This window comes from Bacteroidales bacterium (assembly GCA_021157585.1).
GTDB lineage: Bacteria > Bacteroidota > Bacteroidia > Bacteroidales > UBA12170 > UBA12170.
Genome location: JAGGWH010000077.1, coordinates 1 through 16,998, shown reverse-complemented (window position 1 = coordinate 16,998; position 16,998 = coordinate 1). Strand labels below are relative to the sequence as shown.

General features: G+C 34.2%; 13 protein-coding genes. 6 read left to right on the top strand and 7 right to left on the bottom strand.

Annotation, left to right across the window (positions count from 1 at the left end):
* Positions 1 to 89 precede the first annotated feature (89 nt).
* The 4 genes from J7K39_05070 to J7K39_05055 all read right to left on the bottom strand — a co-directional run bounded on the left by J7K39_05070 (position 90) and on the right by J7K39_05055 (position 6,013).
* Positions 90 to 1,529: a SusD/RagB family nutrient-binding outer membrane lipoprotein gene (locus tag J7K39_05070; GenBank protein ID MCD6179255.1), complete on the bottom strand. Its 1,440-nt coding sequence runs from the start codon at positions 1,527 to 1,529 to the stop codon at positions 90 to 92.
* Positions 1,530 to 1,551: 22 nt separating this feature from the next.
* A complete protein-coding gene (locus J7K39_05065; protein ID MCD6179254.1) occupies positions 1,552 to 4,845 on the bottom strand; it encodes a SusC/RagA family TonB-linked outer membrane protein in 3,294 nt (1,097 codons plus the stop codon).
* Between the two features lie 288 nt (positions 4,846 to 5,133).
* Positions 5,134 to 5,556 carry a hypothetical protein gene (locus tag J7K39_05060; GenBank protein ID MCD6179253.1) on the bottom strand — a complete coding sequence of 141 codons (423 nt, stop codon included), beginning with the start codon at positions 5,554 to 5,556 and terminating at the stop codon, positions 5,134 to 5,136.
* Positions 5,546 to 6,013, bottom strand: a complete 468-nt coding sequence (locus tag J7K39_05055) for a hypothetical protein (GenBank protein ID MCD6179252.1) — start codon at positions 6,011 to 6,013, stop codon at positions 5,546 to 5,548. The genes J7K39_05060 and J7K39_05055 overlap by 11 nt, the downstream gene beginning before the upstream one ends.
* Before the next feature lie 107 nt (positions 6,014 to 6,120).
* On the opposite strand from J7K39_05055, the gene J7K39_05050 reads away from it, so the two are divergent.
* Complete coding sequence (locus J7K39_05050; GenBank protein ID MCD6179251.1) at positions 6,121 to 6,453, top strand: thioredoxin family protein; 333 nt, start codon at positions 6,121 to 6,123, stop codon at positions 6,451 to 6,453.
* Positions 6,454 to 6,533: 80 nt separating this feature from the next.
* On the opposite strand, the gene purN is transcribed toward J7K39_05050, so the two are convergent.
* Positions 6,534 to 7,109: a phosphoribosylglycinamide formyltransferase gene (gene purN / locus J7K39_05045; protein MCD6179250.1), complete on the bottom strand. Its 576-nt coding sequence runs from the start codon at positions 7,107 to 7,109 to the stop codon at positions 6,534 to 6,536.
* Between the two features lie 271 nt (positions 7,110 to 7,380).
* Here purN and J7K39_05040 point away from each other — a divergent pair, with 271 nt between their 5' ends.
* The 5 genes from J7K39_05040 (at position 7,381) to J7K39_05020 (ending at position 14,370) form a co-directional block, all read left to right on the top strand.
* Positions 7,381 to 7,617 (top strand): acyl carrier protein, encoded by a 237-nt coding sequence (locus tag J7K39_05040; GenBank protein MCD6179249.1) that lies wholly within the window; start codon positions 7,381 to 7,383, stop codon positions 7,615 to 7,617.
* Positions 7,618 to 7,629: 12 nt separating this feature from the next.
* Entirely contained in the window at positions 7,630 to 8,883 is a 1,254-nt protein-coding gene (gene fabF, locus J7K39_05035; GenBank protein ID MCD6179248.1) for a beta-ketoacyl-ACP synthase II, read from the top strand.
* Entirely contained in the window at positions 8,884 to 9,615 is a 732-nt protein-coding gene (rnc, locus tag J7K39_05030) for a ribonuclease III (protein ID MCD6179247.1), read from the top strand.
* A gap of 295 nt (positions 9,616 to 9,910) precedes the next feature.
* A complete protein-coding gene (gene ccsB / locus J7K39_05025; protein MCD6179246.1) occupies positions 9,911 to 13,009 on the top strand; it encodes a c-type cytochrome biogenesis protein CcsB in 3,099 nt (1,032 codons plus the stop codon).
* Positions 13,010 to 13,011: 2 nt separating this feature from the next.
* Positions 13,012 to 14,370 (top strand): NAD-dependent succinate-semialdehyde dehydrogenase, encoded by a 1,359-nt coding sequence (locus J7K39_05020; protein MCD6179245.1) that lies wholly within the window; start codon positions 13,012 to 13,014, stop codon positions 14,368 to 14,370.
* Between the two features lie 14 nt (positions 14,371 to 14,384).
* Here the strand turns inward: J7K39_05020 and J7K39_05015 are convergent, their stop codons facing one another.
* Together J7K39_05015 and J7K39_05010 are read right to left on the bottom strand one after the other, a co-directional pair.
* Positions 14,385 to 15,719, bottom strand: a complete 1,335-nt coding sequence (locus J7K39_05015; protein ID MCD6179244.1) for a saccharopine dehydrogenase NADP-binding domain-containing protein — start codon at positions 15,717 to 15,719, stop codon at positions 14,385 to 14,387.
* An 83-nt stretch (positions 15,720 to 15,802) separates the two neighbouring features.
* On the bottom strand, positions 15,803 to 16,998 hold a 1,196-nt coding region (locus J7K39_05010), incomplete at its 5' end, for a hypothetical protein (GenBank protein ID MCD6179243.1).

Here is a 16,998-nt window from a genome sequence, read left to right as displayed (position 1 = left end):
ATAAATCTATGATAGTTTTTAATTCACATAAAAAAAGGGCTGCTCGTAAAAAGCAGCCCTTTCCTAAACATTAGGTAATTAAACCTTAGTTAAAAAGGATCATAAATATCCCAGAATAAATTAGTACGCATATCATCACCACCAATTGCAGCAGATGCAGCGTTATAATTCGATTCGTTATTTTTAACCTCATTAAATGGATAAGGCATACGAGAAGGAATATCACCGTAAACCATTCCTGTTGGAACATTTAAAACCGGATAATCAAGTCTTCTCCATTCAGCCCAAGCTTCAACAGAACGGTTATAAAGAGCTAACCATTTTTGCATTCCTAAAGACTCTTTCCAGTTAGCAGCATCGTAAGGATGAGCAGCTAAATAAGCATCGGCATCTGCTTGAGTTCCTTCCCAATAAAGAATACTCTGAGTAACCGCATTATTGAAATAATCTTCAGCAGCTCCACCAACATTCCAGCCACGTTGTGCAGCTTCTGCTAATAGAAATTCTGTTTCAACATAATCAATTAAGATAGCCTCAAAATCAGGCTGGAAGAAACGATCAGCAAAATGAGAATAGTTAGTATAAGTAGCAGCAGCATCAGCTCCAGCTTCAGCACCAATATAATCACCATCTACCATATCAAAATAAAGAGGTAAACGTGGATCATCTAATGATTTCATATAATCAATAAGTGTATTTGTTGGGATATAATCTTTACGACCATCAACAAAGAATCCGGAATAGATAGTATTTACGTGAGGAGAAACTCCGGAATAATAAAGAATTCCACTCTCGTCTTCGTTAGCAAAAACACCTGCACTATAAGCAGACTCAACAGCTGCTTGAGCTGCGGTTGGATTAACATCAGCTAAACGCATACCTGCACGCAATTTTAAAGATGCAGCAAATTTTTTCCATTTAGCAACATCGCCACCATAAATAAAGTCGGCACTACCATAACTACCTTGAGAAGCGTCTAAAGTTGCAATATCAGCAGTTAAACGAGCCAAAAGATCAGTATAAATAGAAGCAGCATCATCATAAGCAGGAGAAGGATCAGCAATACCTTGCAGAGCTTCTGTATAAGGCATATCACCAAAAGCATCAACAGCTACCTGATATGCATATACTTGTAAAATATCGGCAATGGCTACTTGATTATCTCTTTGAGTAGCAAGGCCTCCTGTAAATTCACTGGCATTTAAAATGGTTTTAGCCTCTTTTAAATCCATAATTACATTACGGTATAAAGCCGTAGAATAATTGTCAGGAATATTACGTGAAGAGAAGTCATAACGTGCTTCAGAGAAGTAGGTTGTTTCTTGCCAATATTGAACCAGTAAACGAGTAGTGTTATAATTAACACTCATGCTGTTTATCTGGTTGACAAGAGAAACCTCCGCATTTGAAAACAGAGTTCCTACTGGAACAGATGTTGCGGCTTTAGGGTTGATATTATCAGGCTTTTCACAAGAAGTTACTGTGATAGCGATAACCAACACCATTAATATATATTTAATTGTTTTCATAATCTATTTTTTAAGGTTTAAATTAAATACCAAGTTTTAAGTTAAATCCAATACTTCTGGTTGTTGGATAAGCTCCTGTTTCAATACCTTGAGCATTACCGGAACCTAGAGACATTTCAGGATCAAAATGATCAGTATTTTTAAACAAGATAGCTAAGTTACGTCCAATAACAGAGAAAGTAATATTGTTAAATGGAGTTTTTGCAACTAAATTTTTGTTTAAAGTGTAGCCAAAAGAAAGTTCGCGGAATTTAATATAAGAAGCATCAAATACGTAGCGAGCTGTTGGACTGTTTCTGTAATAGAATGCACGACCCCAACGTCCGGCAGAAACCAAAATGTCGTTAGGAGTTCCATCTTCTTTTACACCGGGAAGGATGATACCTCCTGAAGTAGGATCAGCTTCAGATAATGGTAAACCACCACTGAAATGTTGAGAATACTCACCATCAGTAAGAGAAACAATATTATCACGTGTTGGGTTACCCAATACGTTAGTACCGGCAGTTTCTTCATAAACACCGGTTGCTTGTCCGTATTTAGTATTAACAGAGTAAATATCTCCACCTTTTTGTCCATCAAATAAAACATTCAAAGAGAATCCTTTATAAGACATTCTTGAAGACAAACCGGCATTCCAATCGGGTTGAATACTACCAATATTAGCAGCAGGATCGTCACCCATCATATAATAACCATTAGCATTAACCATAGGTTCGCCATTGTCATGATAAACATAATCAATACCACGAATAACTCCATAAGGTTCACCTACAACAGCATTAATTGAAACATCCCAAGCAGACATTATCATAATATTTTTTACTTCTTCACCTGATTCAGCTTGATATAGTCTTACAACTTCATTGCTGTTTTTGTACCAGTTTACATTGATATCCCAGTTAAAATTATCTGTTTTCATAACATTTGCTGTTAAAGATAATTCTATACCTTTATTTTCAATTTCACCAGAGTTCATCCAAATACTAGAATATCCGGAAAGTGGAGAAACAGTAACAGGCATTAACTGGTCAATAGAACGGTTATTATAATAAGCAACATCTGCACGAACGCGATTATCGAAGAAATTAGCTTCTAAACCAACCTCGAAAGATTTTGTACGCTCAGGCTTTAAGTTAGGATTCAACATAGTGCTACTAACTGAAAATAAAGCATTGCTTCCCCAGTTTGTTCCTTTTGCATAAGTAGAGTACAAACTATAAACGGGAGCATCATTACCAACTTCAGCGTAGTTAGCTCTTAGTTTTAAGAAAGAAAGAACAGGCATATCTTTAAAAAGATCCAATTCTGATAAAAGTACACTGGTAGATGCAGAGTAGTAGTTAAATCCATTATCACCTTCAGGTAATGTAGAAGAAACATCGTAACGGTCAGTTAAATCAACAAAAACGAAATCGTTATAACCAAAAGATACATTTGCAAATATGGAATTGGTTCCCCATTTGTTCAATGCTTCAGAAACATAAACAGGAGAAACAGAGTTGCTAATTGCCCATAAATCGGGAACAACTAAACCACCAACAGTAGAACCATAAACAGACTCAACAGTATTACGGCGTACGTTAGTACCTACTAAACCTGTAACAGAAATATTATCAAAGTTTTTATTGAAATTCAACATAAAGTCATAGTTCAATTCTTGACTCTGACGAGTATAGCTGCTAAATTTAGATTGGTCAACAGATCCTACAGCAATACGTTCGTTTTGTACTTCTGTATAAGAATCGATAGAAACTTTTGCTTTAGCACTAATCCAGTCGTTTAGTTTATAATTTGCAGCAGAATAACCAAAAATACGGTTACGGTGGTCATCATTATAATTTTTATAACGTACCCAATAAGGATTATCAAAATAAATTGGATGTAGATCATCAACATAACTTGAGTTCCAAGATAATTGAGAACCATCTTCGCGTAGATAAAGTTCTTCTAATTTTTGAAAGTCAACTTGTACACCTATCCATTGACCGAAAGACTGCATAACGTTTCCTCCGTCATAACCGGTTCCGTAACGACCAATAGCATTTTGATTAGTATAAGTAACATTAGCATCAATAGTCAATTTATCACTTAAATTACGGCTTCCACTAAAGTTAATTACATGTTTTTCTATAGAAGAGTTAGGAAGAATTCCTTTTTCATCATTATTGGTATAAGATAAACGGAAAGTTCCTTTTTCATCTCCACCTTCAAAGGTAATGTTGTTAGTATAACGAACACCTGTTTGAAAGAAATAATGGTAATCATTTTCAGGGTAAACCCATGGAGTTGCAACACCATAATTAGGTGCATTTGGATCTAAAGCATCCCATTGAATAACCATTAAATTTGGATCAAAAGCAGCACCCCAAGATGCATCTTCAGAAGTAGGAGCAACTAAATCAGGAATTCCGTCGCCTGTCATATCTTCATAAAAGAAATATCCGGTTGGATCATCATAAAAAGCACCGTAACCTTCACCATATTTATCTTGCCATTTTGGCATAGAACTAGGATCGGCAGAGTTAAATGTTACACCGGAGTTAATAGTAACTCCAATACCTTCTCTTTTAGTTCCTCTTTTAGTTGTAATCTCAATAACACCGTTTGCAGCACGTGATCCATAAAGAGCAGTTGCAGCAGCACCTTTCAATACAGAAACAGATGCTATATCGTCAGGGTTAATATCACTAGCAGCATTACCGTAGTCATAACCACCCCAACCATCTTTATTAGAGCTGGTGTTAACGTTACTAATAGGAACACCATCAATAACAAATAAAGCTTGGTTGTTTTGAGTAATAGACGCATTACCACGAATTACAATATTGGCAGAACCTCCCATAGTGTTAGGTTGCGTAATCTTAACGCCTGAAGCTTTACCAGATAAACTAGCAACGGGGTTAGAAGCGCGAACTTCGCCTAAAGCTTCTTCGCCAAGTGTCTGAACGGCATATCCCAATGATTTTTTCTCACGAGAAATACCAAGAGCTGTTACAACAAACTCATCTAAATCTAGAGCAGATGCGTTCATAACAACATTAACAACAGTTTGACCTGTAAATGCAACTGTTTGTGTTTCCATTCCTACAAATGAAAAAACAAGAGCAGTAGCATCAGCGGGAACTGATAAACTGAATTTACCGTCCATATCGGTAGTAGTACCAAGGCTGGTACCTTCTACTACAACAGATACTCCGGGAAGAGTTCCTCCGTCATCGGAACTGGTAACAGTACCGGTAACAGAAGTTTGTGCAAATACACCTTGAAGCCCAACAAAGGCAAACAAAGCGAGCATTAGAATAAATTTTCTCATAACTTCTAATAAATTAATTAATAAGATGATTTAAATTCCGGATTTATATTGAATAAACCCCCTATAATTTACCGGTCAGAACACACCTTCCGACCAAATAAGAGCGCAATTTAAGTAGTTTTTTTCACATAACCGTCAGAATTTAACAAAATATTTAACATTTCTTCACATTTAATAATACCACTAATCGCTTTATTTTCAGCAATTAAAATTTGAAACACAGTAAATTATCAATAATATACATACATAAGAAAAATAAAAGAAGGGGATATGATTACAGAAGCTGTTCTATTCTTCCTTATTTTGGTTAAAAGATTTTTCGGAAAAATAAGAAAAATTAAAGCTTAATATTACAACTATGATAATAAGAACGAGAATATTGAACCAATCTATTTTCTCTCCAAATAATAGCAATAAAATCAGAGCAAACGACCAAGAAAAATAAAGAAACAGACCGAGTGTCTTACGTATCCACATTAAAATAACGGATATGAGTAAAAAAACAGCAAAAACAACAAGGAGAGAATAAATTACCACAAAAGGGAAACGTGCGAATGTATCGGAAAGGTAAACTTGCAAACCTAACTCCGCTTCAGTATAAAAAATACCGGTATAAATTAAAATACCACTAAAAATTAATGCTATAATACTCAATACTACTAGTAGAGCACTTAATAAAAGCGGCCTATTTATGTTTTGTTCACTTTTCATTTTCTATCATCTTAAATCCTCTATAATATAAAAGAATAAATAGTGTAGTTAAAAGTAAACTGGAAAAAACGGGCATTTGCGGACTAACAAAAATTAACGGGAGAATTAAAACAACAAGTTGGGAAATAGCATAATAATGCAAGCCTTCTTTTTGCAAATTCCACATTTTATATATTCCATATAATGAAACGGCATAAGCCAAAGAAGTTAAAATAAAGAAAAAACGACCGGCTTTTACAAAAAACTCTTCAATGAATCCGATATCAATATCTATACCCATTTGAGAATACATATCGCTTAAATTTGTTTGTATAACCACCAAAAAAGAATGGTAATAAATTCCCATTATAAAATATGAGAAGAAAGACATTCCTGACCCAATAAAACTAAGTATTGCCAATACCGTTAAAAGTTGAGGGCGTATGATTGGTTTTGAGTTATTTGATATTTCTTCCATAAATTTAGAAATCGTTATTATGCTATTTTTTTCGAGAGTATTTCTTTTATTGGCAAAGCTAATAAAATATAAAAATGATTACTTTTGCGCCCTCAAAAATATTTTTTATGGATAACGAATTAAACAAGCTTTCTAAAATACAAGATATCATTGCAAATGATGCCGGCTTGATTGCTTATTTCTATAGCGATAATTGTGCTCCCTGCCTCAGCTTAAGACCAAAAATAAAGGAGTTATTGGCTAAGAATTACCCTAAAATGAACTTGTATTTTATTAACTCAGAAAAATATCCTGAAATTTCGGCAGAATTTGGCATTTTTTCTAACCCAACGCTATTAGTGTATTTCGACCGTAAAGAGTATTTAAGAAAAAGCAAATACATCTCTATACCGGAGCTCTCACAAGGAATAGAACGCCTTTATAATATGATGTTTGAGTAGTAGAAAAACGTATAAGTTAGATGATGTGCTAATTAAAAACCCATCCACAAAAAACGCTAACTTATTTGCACATCAGTACATTATAAAATCACCTGCTCGATAATTTTAGGGAAGTATTCATACTCCAACGCATGAACTTTTTCGGCGATTTTCTCAGGATTTTCGCCTGCTTTTATGTTAACTGTTTTTTGGAAAATAATATCCCCTTCATCGTAAGACTGATTTACATAATGAATACTAATTCCACTTTCTGTTTCTCCGGCAGCTGAAACAGCTTGATGAACGTAATCTCCATACATCCCTTTCCCTCCATATTTAGGTAATAAAGCAGGGTGTATATTTATTATTTTTTTAGGAAAAGCCAAAATCAATTCAGAAGGAATAAGCCAAAGAAAACCCGCCAAAATTATAAAATCAATATTCTTATCTTTTAATTTTTTCAATAAACTTTTAGGCTGTTTAAAATCATTTCTGCTTATAATATGACTATCTATTTTAAGTTTTACTGCTCGTTCCAAAACAAAAGCATTCTTATTGTTGGACACGATCAAATCGACAGTTGCTGTTTTTTTCTTACTAAAATAAGTAACTATATTTTCGGCATTGCTTCCATTTCCCGAAGCAAAAATGGCAATATGAGGCTTAATATCTTTCATCTTTCACCCATTTAAAAAAGCAAAAATAGCTATTTTAAAGTATGAAAATAGAGTTATCGAACAATCTTGCTTACTACGATTATTGTAATTTTAGGCTAAAAACGGCTGAATTTAGCTAATTATCGAATTTTTTGGTCGAATATTCGAATTATAATTAATGCTGACTTACAGTACTTTAAGATATATTTTCACATAAAATAACGTTTTTTTATTGTTTTGTATTGTGTAAATATTTTTCTTTGCCGCGTGTTAAATAAAAAAGGAGAAAAACATGTCTGACAAAAAAGCTAAAGTTATTGAGATTATTGTTGATAAATTAGGAGTAGATCCTAGTGAAGTTACACCTGAAGCAAGTTTTACAAATGATTTAGGTGCTGATTCATTAGATACAGTTGAATTGATTATGGAATTTGAAAAAGAGTTCAATATGAGTATTCCTGATGATCAGGCAGAAAATATTCAATCTGTAGGGGAAGCTATCGCCTATATTGAAGAACACGCTCAATAAAAATTTCATTTTATGGAATTACGACGAGTAGTTGTTACTGGTCTCGGTGCCATAACTCCATTAGGTAACTCCGTTCCCGAACTTTGGGGCGGCTTGCTTAATGGAGTTTCTGGTGCTGATGATATTTCTAACTTTGATGCCTCCAAATTCAAAACTAAATTTGCTTGTGAAGTAAAAGACTTCAATCCTCTCGATTATTTTGATCGTAAAGAAGCACGCAAATACGATAGATATGCCCAATTTGGTTTAGTTGCTGCTCAACAAGCAATTGTTGACGCAGGTTTAGATGCCGATGAAATAGATGGCGACAGAATAGGAGTTATATGGGCTGCAGGTATTGGGGGGATAGCTACTTTTGTTAAAGAAGTAAGTGATTTTGCCTTAGGAGATGGGACTCCACGTTTCAATCCTTTCTTTATTCCAAAAATGATTGCGGATATTACAGCTGGACATATTTCCATTAAAAATGGATTTAGAGGGCCTAATTTCGCAACTGTTTCAGCTTGTGCTTCTTCAGCCAATGCAATGGTAGATGCCTTTAATTATATTCGTTTAGGCAAAGCCGATGCTTTTGTTGTTGGTGGATCAGAAGCCGCAATTAATCCTGCCGGTGTTGGTGGCTTTAATGGTATGCATGCTATTTCAACTCGTAATGACGATCCTAAAACTGCTTCTCGTCCTTTTGATCAAGACCGTGATGGATTTGTGATGGCCGAAGGTGGAGCAGGACTCATATTTGAAGATTTAGAACATGCTTTAGCCCGTGGAGCAAAGATTTATGCAGAAATTGCAGGTGGAGGTCTTTCAGCCGATGCTTATCATATGACATCACCACATCCGGAAGGTTATGGTGCCATGTTAGCAATGAAAGCAGCTTTAGATGATGCCGGTTTGCAAAAAGAAGATATTGATCATATAAATACTCATGGTACTTCAACACCTCAAGGAGATATTTCAGAACCCTTAGCTATTAAAAGCTTGTTTGGAGAACATGCCTATAAAATTTCTATTAATAGTACTAAATCTATGACAGGTCACCTTTTGGGTGCTGCCGGGGCTATAGAAGGAATTGCAACGATTTTAAGCGTTGTTAATGATATTGTTCCTCCAACAATTAATCATTTTAATCTCGATTCAAGAATTGACGATAAACTTGATTTTACCTTTGGAAAAGCTAAAAAGCGTATTATAAATGCCGCTATAACCAATACCTTTGGTTTTGGAGGTCATAATGCTTCAATCCTTGTGAAAAAATATAAAGGATAATTGATTTACAATAACATATTATCGGTTAAAGCTCATCTTTCTAAAGAAAGAGCATTTTACCAAGCTATAAAAAATATTTTCGGGTTCTATCCCGGGAATATTTTTTTATATAAACTCGCTTTTAGACATCGTTCTGCAGCCATTAAGAAATATAATGGGGTTAAACTAAACAACGAACGTTTAGAATATTTAGGTGATGCCATACTTGGGGCTATAATTGCAGATTTTCTATTTAAAAAATTCCCTTTAAAAGATGAAGGCTTTTTAACGGCTATGCGTTCAAAAATAGTAAGTCGTTCTGCTCTTAATAAACTCTCCCAAAAATTAGGTATTAATGCATTAATAACCGCCGACACTGATAAAAACAAACATTTTAAATCAATTAATGGTGATGCTTTTGAAGCCTTTGTCGGAGCTTTATATTTAGATAAAGGTTATGATTTCACATCTAAAATTATACTTCAACGCATAGTAGCTGTTCATTTTGATTTAGACGATCTGCAAAATACCGAAATCAGCCATAAAAGTGCACTTTTAGAATATTGTCAGAAAGAAAAATTGGATTTGGAATTTCGCGTAATAAATGAGCAGGGAAATGGATATAAAAAGCAATTTGAGGTTGAAATATATATCAATGGTGAGGCAAAGGATAAAGCCTTGGATTTCTCTATTAAAGGGGCAGAAAGACTTGCTGCCGAAAAAGTATTCCTTAAACTTGATTTAGGAAAATAAATAGCTTTTCTTTAAGTACTTTACAAAACGTCTTTCTCTTCAACAGAAGCAAGCTGTTACACATTATTAATTTTGCTTTCTGTAAGATATTCCTTGAACTCAGATTAAGAACAAAACTTGAGTAATCCGGTTAATAAGGTAAGATTAATTAAACCCGACTCGTTTAAACTGTAATTTTCAGTACAGATATTTTTGATATACAAGTTTTATAGTGTAAAAAACTCATTGTTTTTTAATAAACAATCAAATCTAAATTTGTATATTTGTTGGCTTTAACAGCCTCAAATATTAACCTATGCGGAATCTCTTAAACTTTATTTTATCTATAAAATTTGCCGGTATTTTACTATTACTTATTGCCTTTGCCGCAGGCTTAGCTACATTTATTGAGAATGATTTTGGGGCAATAGCGGCAAAAGCTGCTGTATATAATGCCAAGTGGTTCGAATTTATTATTTTCCTGACTTTCATCAATATTGCGTGGAATACATTTAAAATAAAGCCGTTAAAAACAAAACGTTATACTGTTTTCGCTTTTCATCTTTCATTTTTATTTATCATTTTAGGTGCTGGAGTAACCAGATATATTGGTTTTGAGGGAATAATGAGTATTCGCGAAGGACAAACCTCTAATAAGGTTTTATCAGGCGAAACATATATACAGATTCAAACAAAACTTAATCAAGATACCTATTCTGCCGAAAAACGAGTTCTTTTTTCTCCTGTCAAATCGAGCAAAGAAAGCCTTAATTTAAAGACAGATCAAGAAACATATACCTTAAAAGTCTTTGAATATGTTCCTAATGCCCAAGAATATATTATGCAAACGGATGAAGGTCCAAAAATGCTTGAGCTAAGCGGAACTATTGATGGTAGATTTAATCGTTTTTCTCTTTTTGAAAACGAAACAAAATCCTTAGGACATAATAAAGTGTGCTTCCAAACGAAAGACACACTATCGCCTAACACTTTTTGTATCACGGAAACGTCAAAAGGATTATTCATACGTATGCCGGCGGATGGGAAATTAATTAGTATGATGTCTTCCGAGAGTAGTCCCCTAAAAAAGGATTCGGTTTATAAATTTGAAGAGCAAAAAGTATATCAGGCCGGAGATCAAAGTATAGTTTTACGTACTTATTATAGTCATGCTCAAACCGGAGTTGAACAAAATACTAGTGGTCAAGGGAATGGTTTAAATGCAATTAAATTTACTCTAAAAAACTCTAAAGGCGATCAAATTGAAAGTTATGCTTTGGGGACAAAAGGCTATATCGCAGCTGCTAAACATATCTATTTTGACGGGAAACATTTTGATATAAGTTATGGATCTAAGTCTATAGAGCTACCTTTTAGTTTACAGTTAGTAGATTTTCAGCTCGATCGTTATCCCGCATCAAATAGTCCTTCTTCTTATGCCAGCGAAGTAATTCTTACAGATAATCGCGTAAATCTAAAACGTCATTTTCGTATTTTTATGAATAATGTATTAGATTATGAAGGTTATCGTTTTTTCCAATCTTCATACGATACAGACGAAGGAGGAACTGTTTTATCGGTTAATCATGATTGGTGGGGAATGATAATTACATATTTTGGCTACGGTCTAATGATGTTGGCAATGTTCTTGGCAATATTTGAAAAATCAACACGCTTTCAGCTTTTAATCCGACAAAAAACCATTAATATATTCGTTATTTCATTTGCACTAACTGTAGGATTAAACCTTATTCCTGTTAAATCAGTGAATGCACAAAATGGTATTCAAAGAATTGAAAAGATACCTTCACAGCATCTCGAAAAATTAAATAAAATAATCGTTCAAGGGCATAGTGGTAGATTTAAACCACTAAACTCTATGAGTAACGAAACTTTCCGAAAGTTTAGTCGCTTAAGTGGTTACAAAGGTTTGAAACCTGAGCAGATTATGATTGGGCTTATGGTGGATCCTGAATTTTGGAGGCATCAAGAACTAATAAAAGTCTCTAATGATGGACTTAAAAAAATTATTGGTAACAATAACTCACGTGCTTCTTTTAATGATTTCTTTAATCAGAATCAACAACCGTCTTATAAATTAAGTAGATATGTTGATGAAGCGTATCATAAAAATCCGGCCAAGCGTAGCACCTTCGATAAAGATATTATTACTGTTGATGAGCGAGTAAATGTATTTTACTTACTTGCAAAAGAACATCTTCTTAATATTTTCCCCGTTCCTAACCAACCTGATGCCGCTTGGAAAAATCCGACTGATAAACTGGAACAATTCACATCAGAAGATTCAGCTTTTGTTAAAACAGTTATTACAAATTATTTGGACGGACTAAAAAAAGGAATCAGTACCAATCAATGGGATGATGCCGATTTTTATCTTGATACCATAATTAATTATCAGCAAAAATACGCATCCGAAGAAATAACAAAAAATACTCATTTTGATCTTGAGATATTTTATAATAATTTCGATATCTTCAAGAATATTTCATTTGTAGATGGACTTGTAGGATTTATTTTGCTAATACTGCTGTTTATTCGCATTCTATGGCCTCAATTTCATTTTAAATGGGGAATAAACATTCTTGTTTTCATACTGTTCTTAGCTTTTGTAGGACATACAGCAGGCTTGGCTTTACGTTGGTATATTGCAGGTCATGCTCCTTGGAGCAATGGTTATGAATCGATGATATTTATAGGATGGGCCAGTATGTTAGCCGGTTTCACATTTTATAAAAAAGCACCCATTGCTTTGGGAGCAACATCTGTTCTTACTTTTTTAATTCTTTTTGTAGCGCATCTTAGCTGGATGAATCCAGAAATAACCAATTTGGTTCCTGTTTTAAAATCCTATTGGTTAACTATTCACGTTGCGGTAATTACTGCCAGCTACGGCTTTTTAGCTTTGGGTAGTTTCTTAGGTGTTTTAAATTTAATCCTTATGCTACTTCAAACCAAAAAGAACAAAGAGCGTATTCAAATAAAAATTAAAGAACTAAGCCGTATTAATGAAGCTACTCTTATTGCCGGTTTGTATTTGCTTACAGTAGGGACTTTCCTTGGTGGTATTTGGGCTAATGAGTCTTGGGGTCGTTATTGGGGATGGGATCCAAAAGAAACCTGGGCATTTATTACTATCCTCATTTATGCTTTTGTAGTTCATATGCGTATGATTCCAGGACTTAAAGGTTTTTATGCTTTTAATGTGGGCAGTATTTTCTCTTACTTCTCTGTTTTAATGACTTATTTTGGTGTAAACTATTATCTATCAGGATTACATTCTTATGCTCAAGGTGATCCGACACCAATTCCTAACTTTGTTTTTTACACTATTGCCATTTTATTAGCACTTTCAATTTCATCTTATTTTGTAAATAAAAAACATCAAATAAAATAGGTATGCAAAGTATAAACCCCACTAATGGTAAATTAATTAAAGAATATAAAGAGTACAGCAATAAGGAGGTAATAAATATTATTGATGCAGTTGAAGACGATTGGCAAATATGGAAGAAAACCTCATTCTCTCACCGTAAAAATTTAATGCGAAATGCAGCGCAAGTTCTTTTAGATAAGAAGCAGGAATTTGCTGAGACAATGAGTCTTGAAATGGGCAAACCCTTGACAGAATCATTAGCAGAAGTGGAAAAGTCTGCTTGGGTTTGTAATTATTATGCCGATGAGGCTGAGAATATTTTAGCTGATGAATATATTGAGTCAGACGCTTCGAAAAGCTTTGTTAGTTTTGAACCTATCGGTATTGTTTTAGCTGTAATGCCTTGGAACTTTCCTTTCTGGCAAGTGTTTCGTTTTGCAGCACCGGCTTTAATGGCAGGCAATGCAGCTGTTTTAAAACATGCAAGTAATGTTCAAGGATCCGCTAACGATATTGAGCGCGTTTTTAAATTAGCCGGATTTCCTGAAAATTTATTTAGGAATCTAATCATCAAAAGTAATCAAGTAGAAGCGATAATAAAAAATCCAAAAATTAAAGCCAGTACACTAACAGGAAGTGAATTTGCCGGTAGTCGTGTTGCTATGGCTTCAGGAAAAGAAATTAAGAAAACGGTATTAGAATTAGGCGGAGCCGATGCTTTTATAATCCTCAAAGATGCTGATATTGAAAAAGCCGCAAAAGTTGCAGTTCAGGCAAGAATGTTAAACAATGGTCAAAGTTGTATTGCTGCCAAGCGATTTATAATCGATAAAAGTGTTTTAAGCAGTTTTATATCGTTAATAAATTCCGAACTTGACTTATTAAAAATAGGAAATCCATTAGAAAACGGTATTCAGGTTGGACCTTTGGCTCGTGCCGATTTACGGGAAGAGATACACTCTCAAGTTGAACAAACTATAGAACAGGGAGCTACATTACTACGTGGCGGAAAGTTTATTGAAGGAGATGGGTATTTTTACGAACCAACCATTATATCGAATTTAAAACCGGGGATGAAACTTTATTATGAAGAGAGTTTCGGACCTGTTTTTAGTATTTTTTCTTTCGATACAGAAGAAGAAGCAATACAAATCGCCAATGATTCTGATTTTGGTTTGGGAGGAAGTCTGTGGACAAAAGATTTGGCAAAAGGTGAAAGCTTAGCTCGTAAAATTGAAAGCGGAGGCATATTTATCAACGGAATGACAAAATCGGATCCTCGCCTCCCCTTTGGAGGAATTAAAAAATCAGGTTACGGTCGTGAGCTTTCGCACTACGGCATTAAAGAGTTTGTAAATATGAAAACTATTTGGATAGGATAAATAAAGATTAAGTCCTAATCCTCTATCTCTTCTTCAATAAATTTAATACCGAGTTCTGAAAGCTCTTTTAAAATAGTTTCGTAAATAGTAGCTGTAAGAGGTAATTTTACTCCAACATCTTTTATTTGTCCGGTTAAAATATGTTTACAAGCAATAGCCACAGGATAGCCTACCGTTTTAGACATAGCAGTATGTGTTTGGTCTGTACCTTCAACATACATACTTGAGATAATGGTTTTCTTTTTATCACCATAAGCAACTTCAAAACGGTGTTGCATTACTATCATATCCTTATCTTCTTTGTCGAGCACCCATTTTTTAAGTAAAATATGTTGTAAAATCTGAGCAGGAGTAGCTCGTTTTAATCCTATTTTTATGGGTTTAAACAAATCAAGCCAGCGCAGTTTATACATTATCTCACTGTCTTCATCAATACCTAAATAACGGGCTATTTTTGTTTCAACCGGAATATGAGGTTCATAACGTAAAAATGAATTTACAAATTCGCGGTAGGTCATATTTTCCGAATCTTCAATAATAAAAGTATCATCAGTCATTCCTAACTGCACAAAAGTATTCCAGCTGCGAGAGTATCCGGGGCGACGCATAGTTCCTCTAAACATACTTGGAATATCATCCAAGCCATATATTTCGCGGTATTTTAAGCTGTCTCGATTGGGATAAATTTCAAATTCGCCATAATCCAAAACTTCGGTTCTTAAAATACGCTTGAATAATTTATGATAAGGAATGTATTTATACTTTCCATTTTTGATAAAGGTAGAAACGCCTTGTCCGGCAAGCACCACATTGCGTGGATTCCATGTAAATTTATAATTCCAAGGATTATTATCATATTTTGGCGCTACCAAACCACCTGTTGAAGATTGAAAGCTTATAATTTCTCCACCTTCAGCTTTCACCTTATCGATAATTTGCATGGCCGACATATGGTCAATTCCGGGATCGACACCAATTTCATTTAAGATTAAAACTCCTTTTTCTACTGCTTCTTCTTGTAAAGCTTCAATTTGTGGTGAAACATAAGAAGCGGTAACCATATTCTTACCGAAATCAACACAAGCGCGAGCAACTTTAAAATGCAAGCTTGCGGGCAACATAGACACAACAATATCGGCTTTTTTTACCTCTACTTCACATTGTTTATCATCGTTCACATCAAAATAAAATGCTTCTCCTCTTGGATGATTATCAATTTTTGCCTCTGCAGTTTCAACAGATAAATCACCTAAACGAATTTTCCAATCAAACTCTTCCGAATGATCGAGTAAATATTTTATCAGACTTGATGCCGATAAACCTGCTCCTAAAATTAGAATATGTTGCATAATTTTATAAAATATTGTCTTTTATTTGATGTGGTAAAAGTAGCTATTCTTATAAATATGCCGCATTTAAAATAAAAAAATATTTAAGATTTTTTAAGCAGAAAATCAGCCATGTATTTAAAATCGGGAGTAAAATTCCCTTTATGTAAAATCAATGCTCTTTTAAATTCTTGAGGGATATTTAAATTCTCAAAAGAAGTGTTATAATCGGCTTCAACTAACCGTTTTACGTAATTTACAAGTACATCGCCAAAAGCTTTTGAAGATTCACGTGGCAACTCACTAGGCAAGATATCAACAGACATAATTAAAACACCATAACCATCAAAGCCCATTTTAGGAGTTCGAGTTTTAGGATTATATACAAATACAGGGTCTTCTATGGCAGTCCCAATATGTGTAGCTTCAATAGAACCGTCGGGATCGCAAGTAACATCTCCTATAACTTTTAGTCGGTGCTCATTCTTGTAAAGCTCTGCTAAAAAATCTTTGGTAACAATACGAGGATAGCGATCGTCCCAGTACATACAATTCATTAAAATACTCAAATGAGGAATATATTGTTCAAACTGGTTTTTATATTTTTCAGGGTGTTGATAATAGTCTTGTAATTCAAATTTATCATTCTCATTTATTGTTGTGGATAAATCATTCTCTTTAAAAACAACTTTATAAACCTTGTCTAAGTTGAAAGAATTTTCTTTTGATTTTTGAAGTAATTCTGCTGGGGTAATTTCTTCTGTTGGTAGTAAATCCGTAATCTCTTGAGCTCCTTTAGAAACATTTCCATAACCCGTAATCCCGATAATTACAGGTCCGGCTTCAGAACTTAATCCTTTGGATTTAATCTGCTTACCAACCGTTTTAATTGCTGTTTTTGCTTCTTCAAGTGAGCCGTATTTATGAGATTGTTTTAGGTTCTCAAAGCAATTTGAAATACCTAATTTATTTAAGCGTTGACCATAAGACCATAGAGAATTTATCATACCGGCTAAACCCGCAAACCGACCGAAAAAGATAAGCCGTTGACCTTTTTCATTAGCAATTTTTTCATATTCAATAAGGTTGATTTTATGCTCAACCATATTTTTTAGCAAAGGCATGTTATATTCTTGACCTTTAATTGTATGAGAGAAAAAAACATATGTTTTATTGGCTTCAAAATAATCTATAGGCATTTCCTTAACGCCAAAAACTAAGGAGCTGCTGGAGATGTCTTTGGTCACTTTTGCACCTGCATTTGCGTATTCCTCATCTGCAAAAACACGCTTTTCGGAAG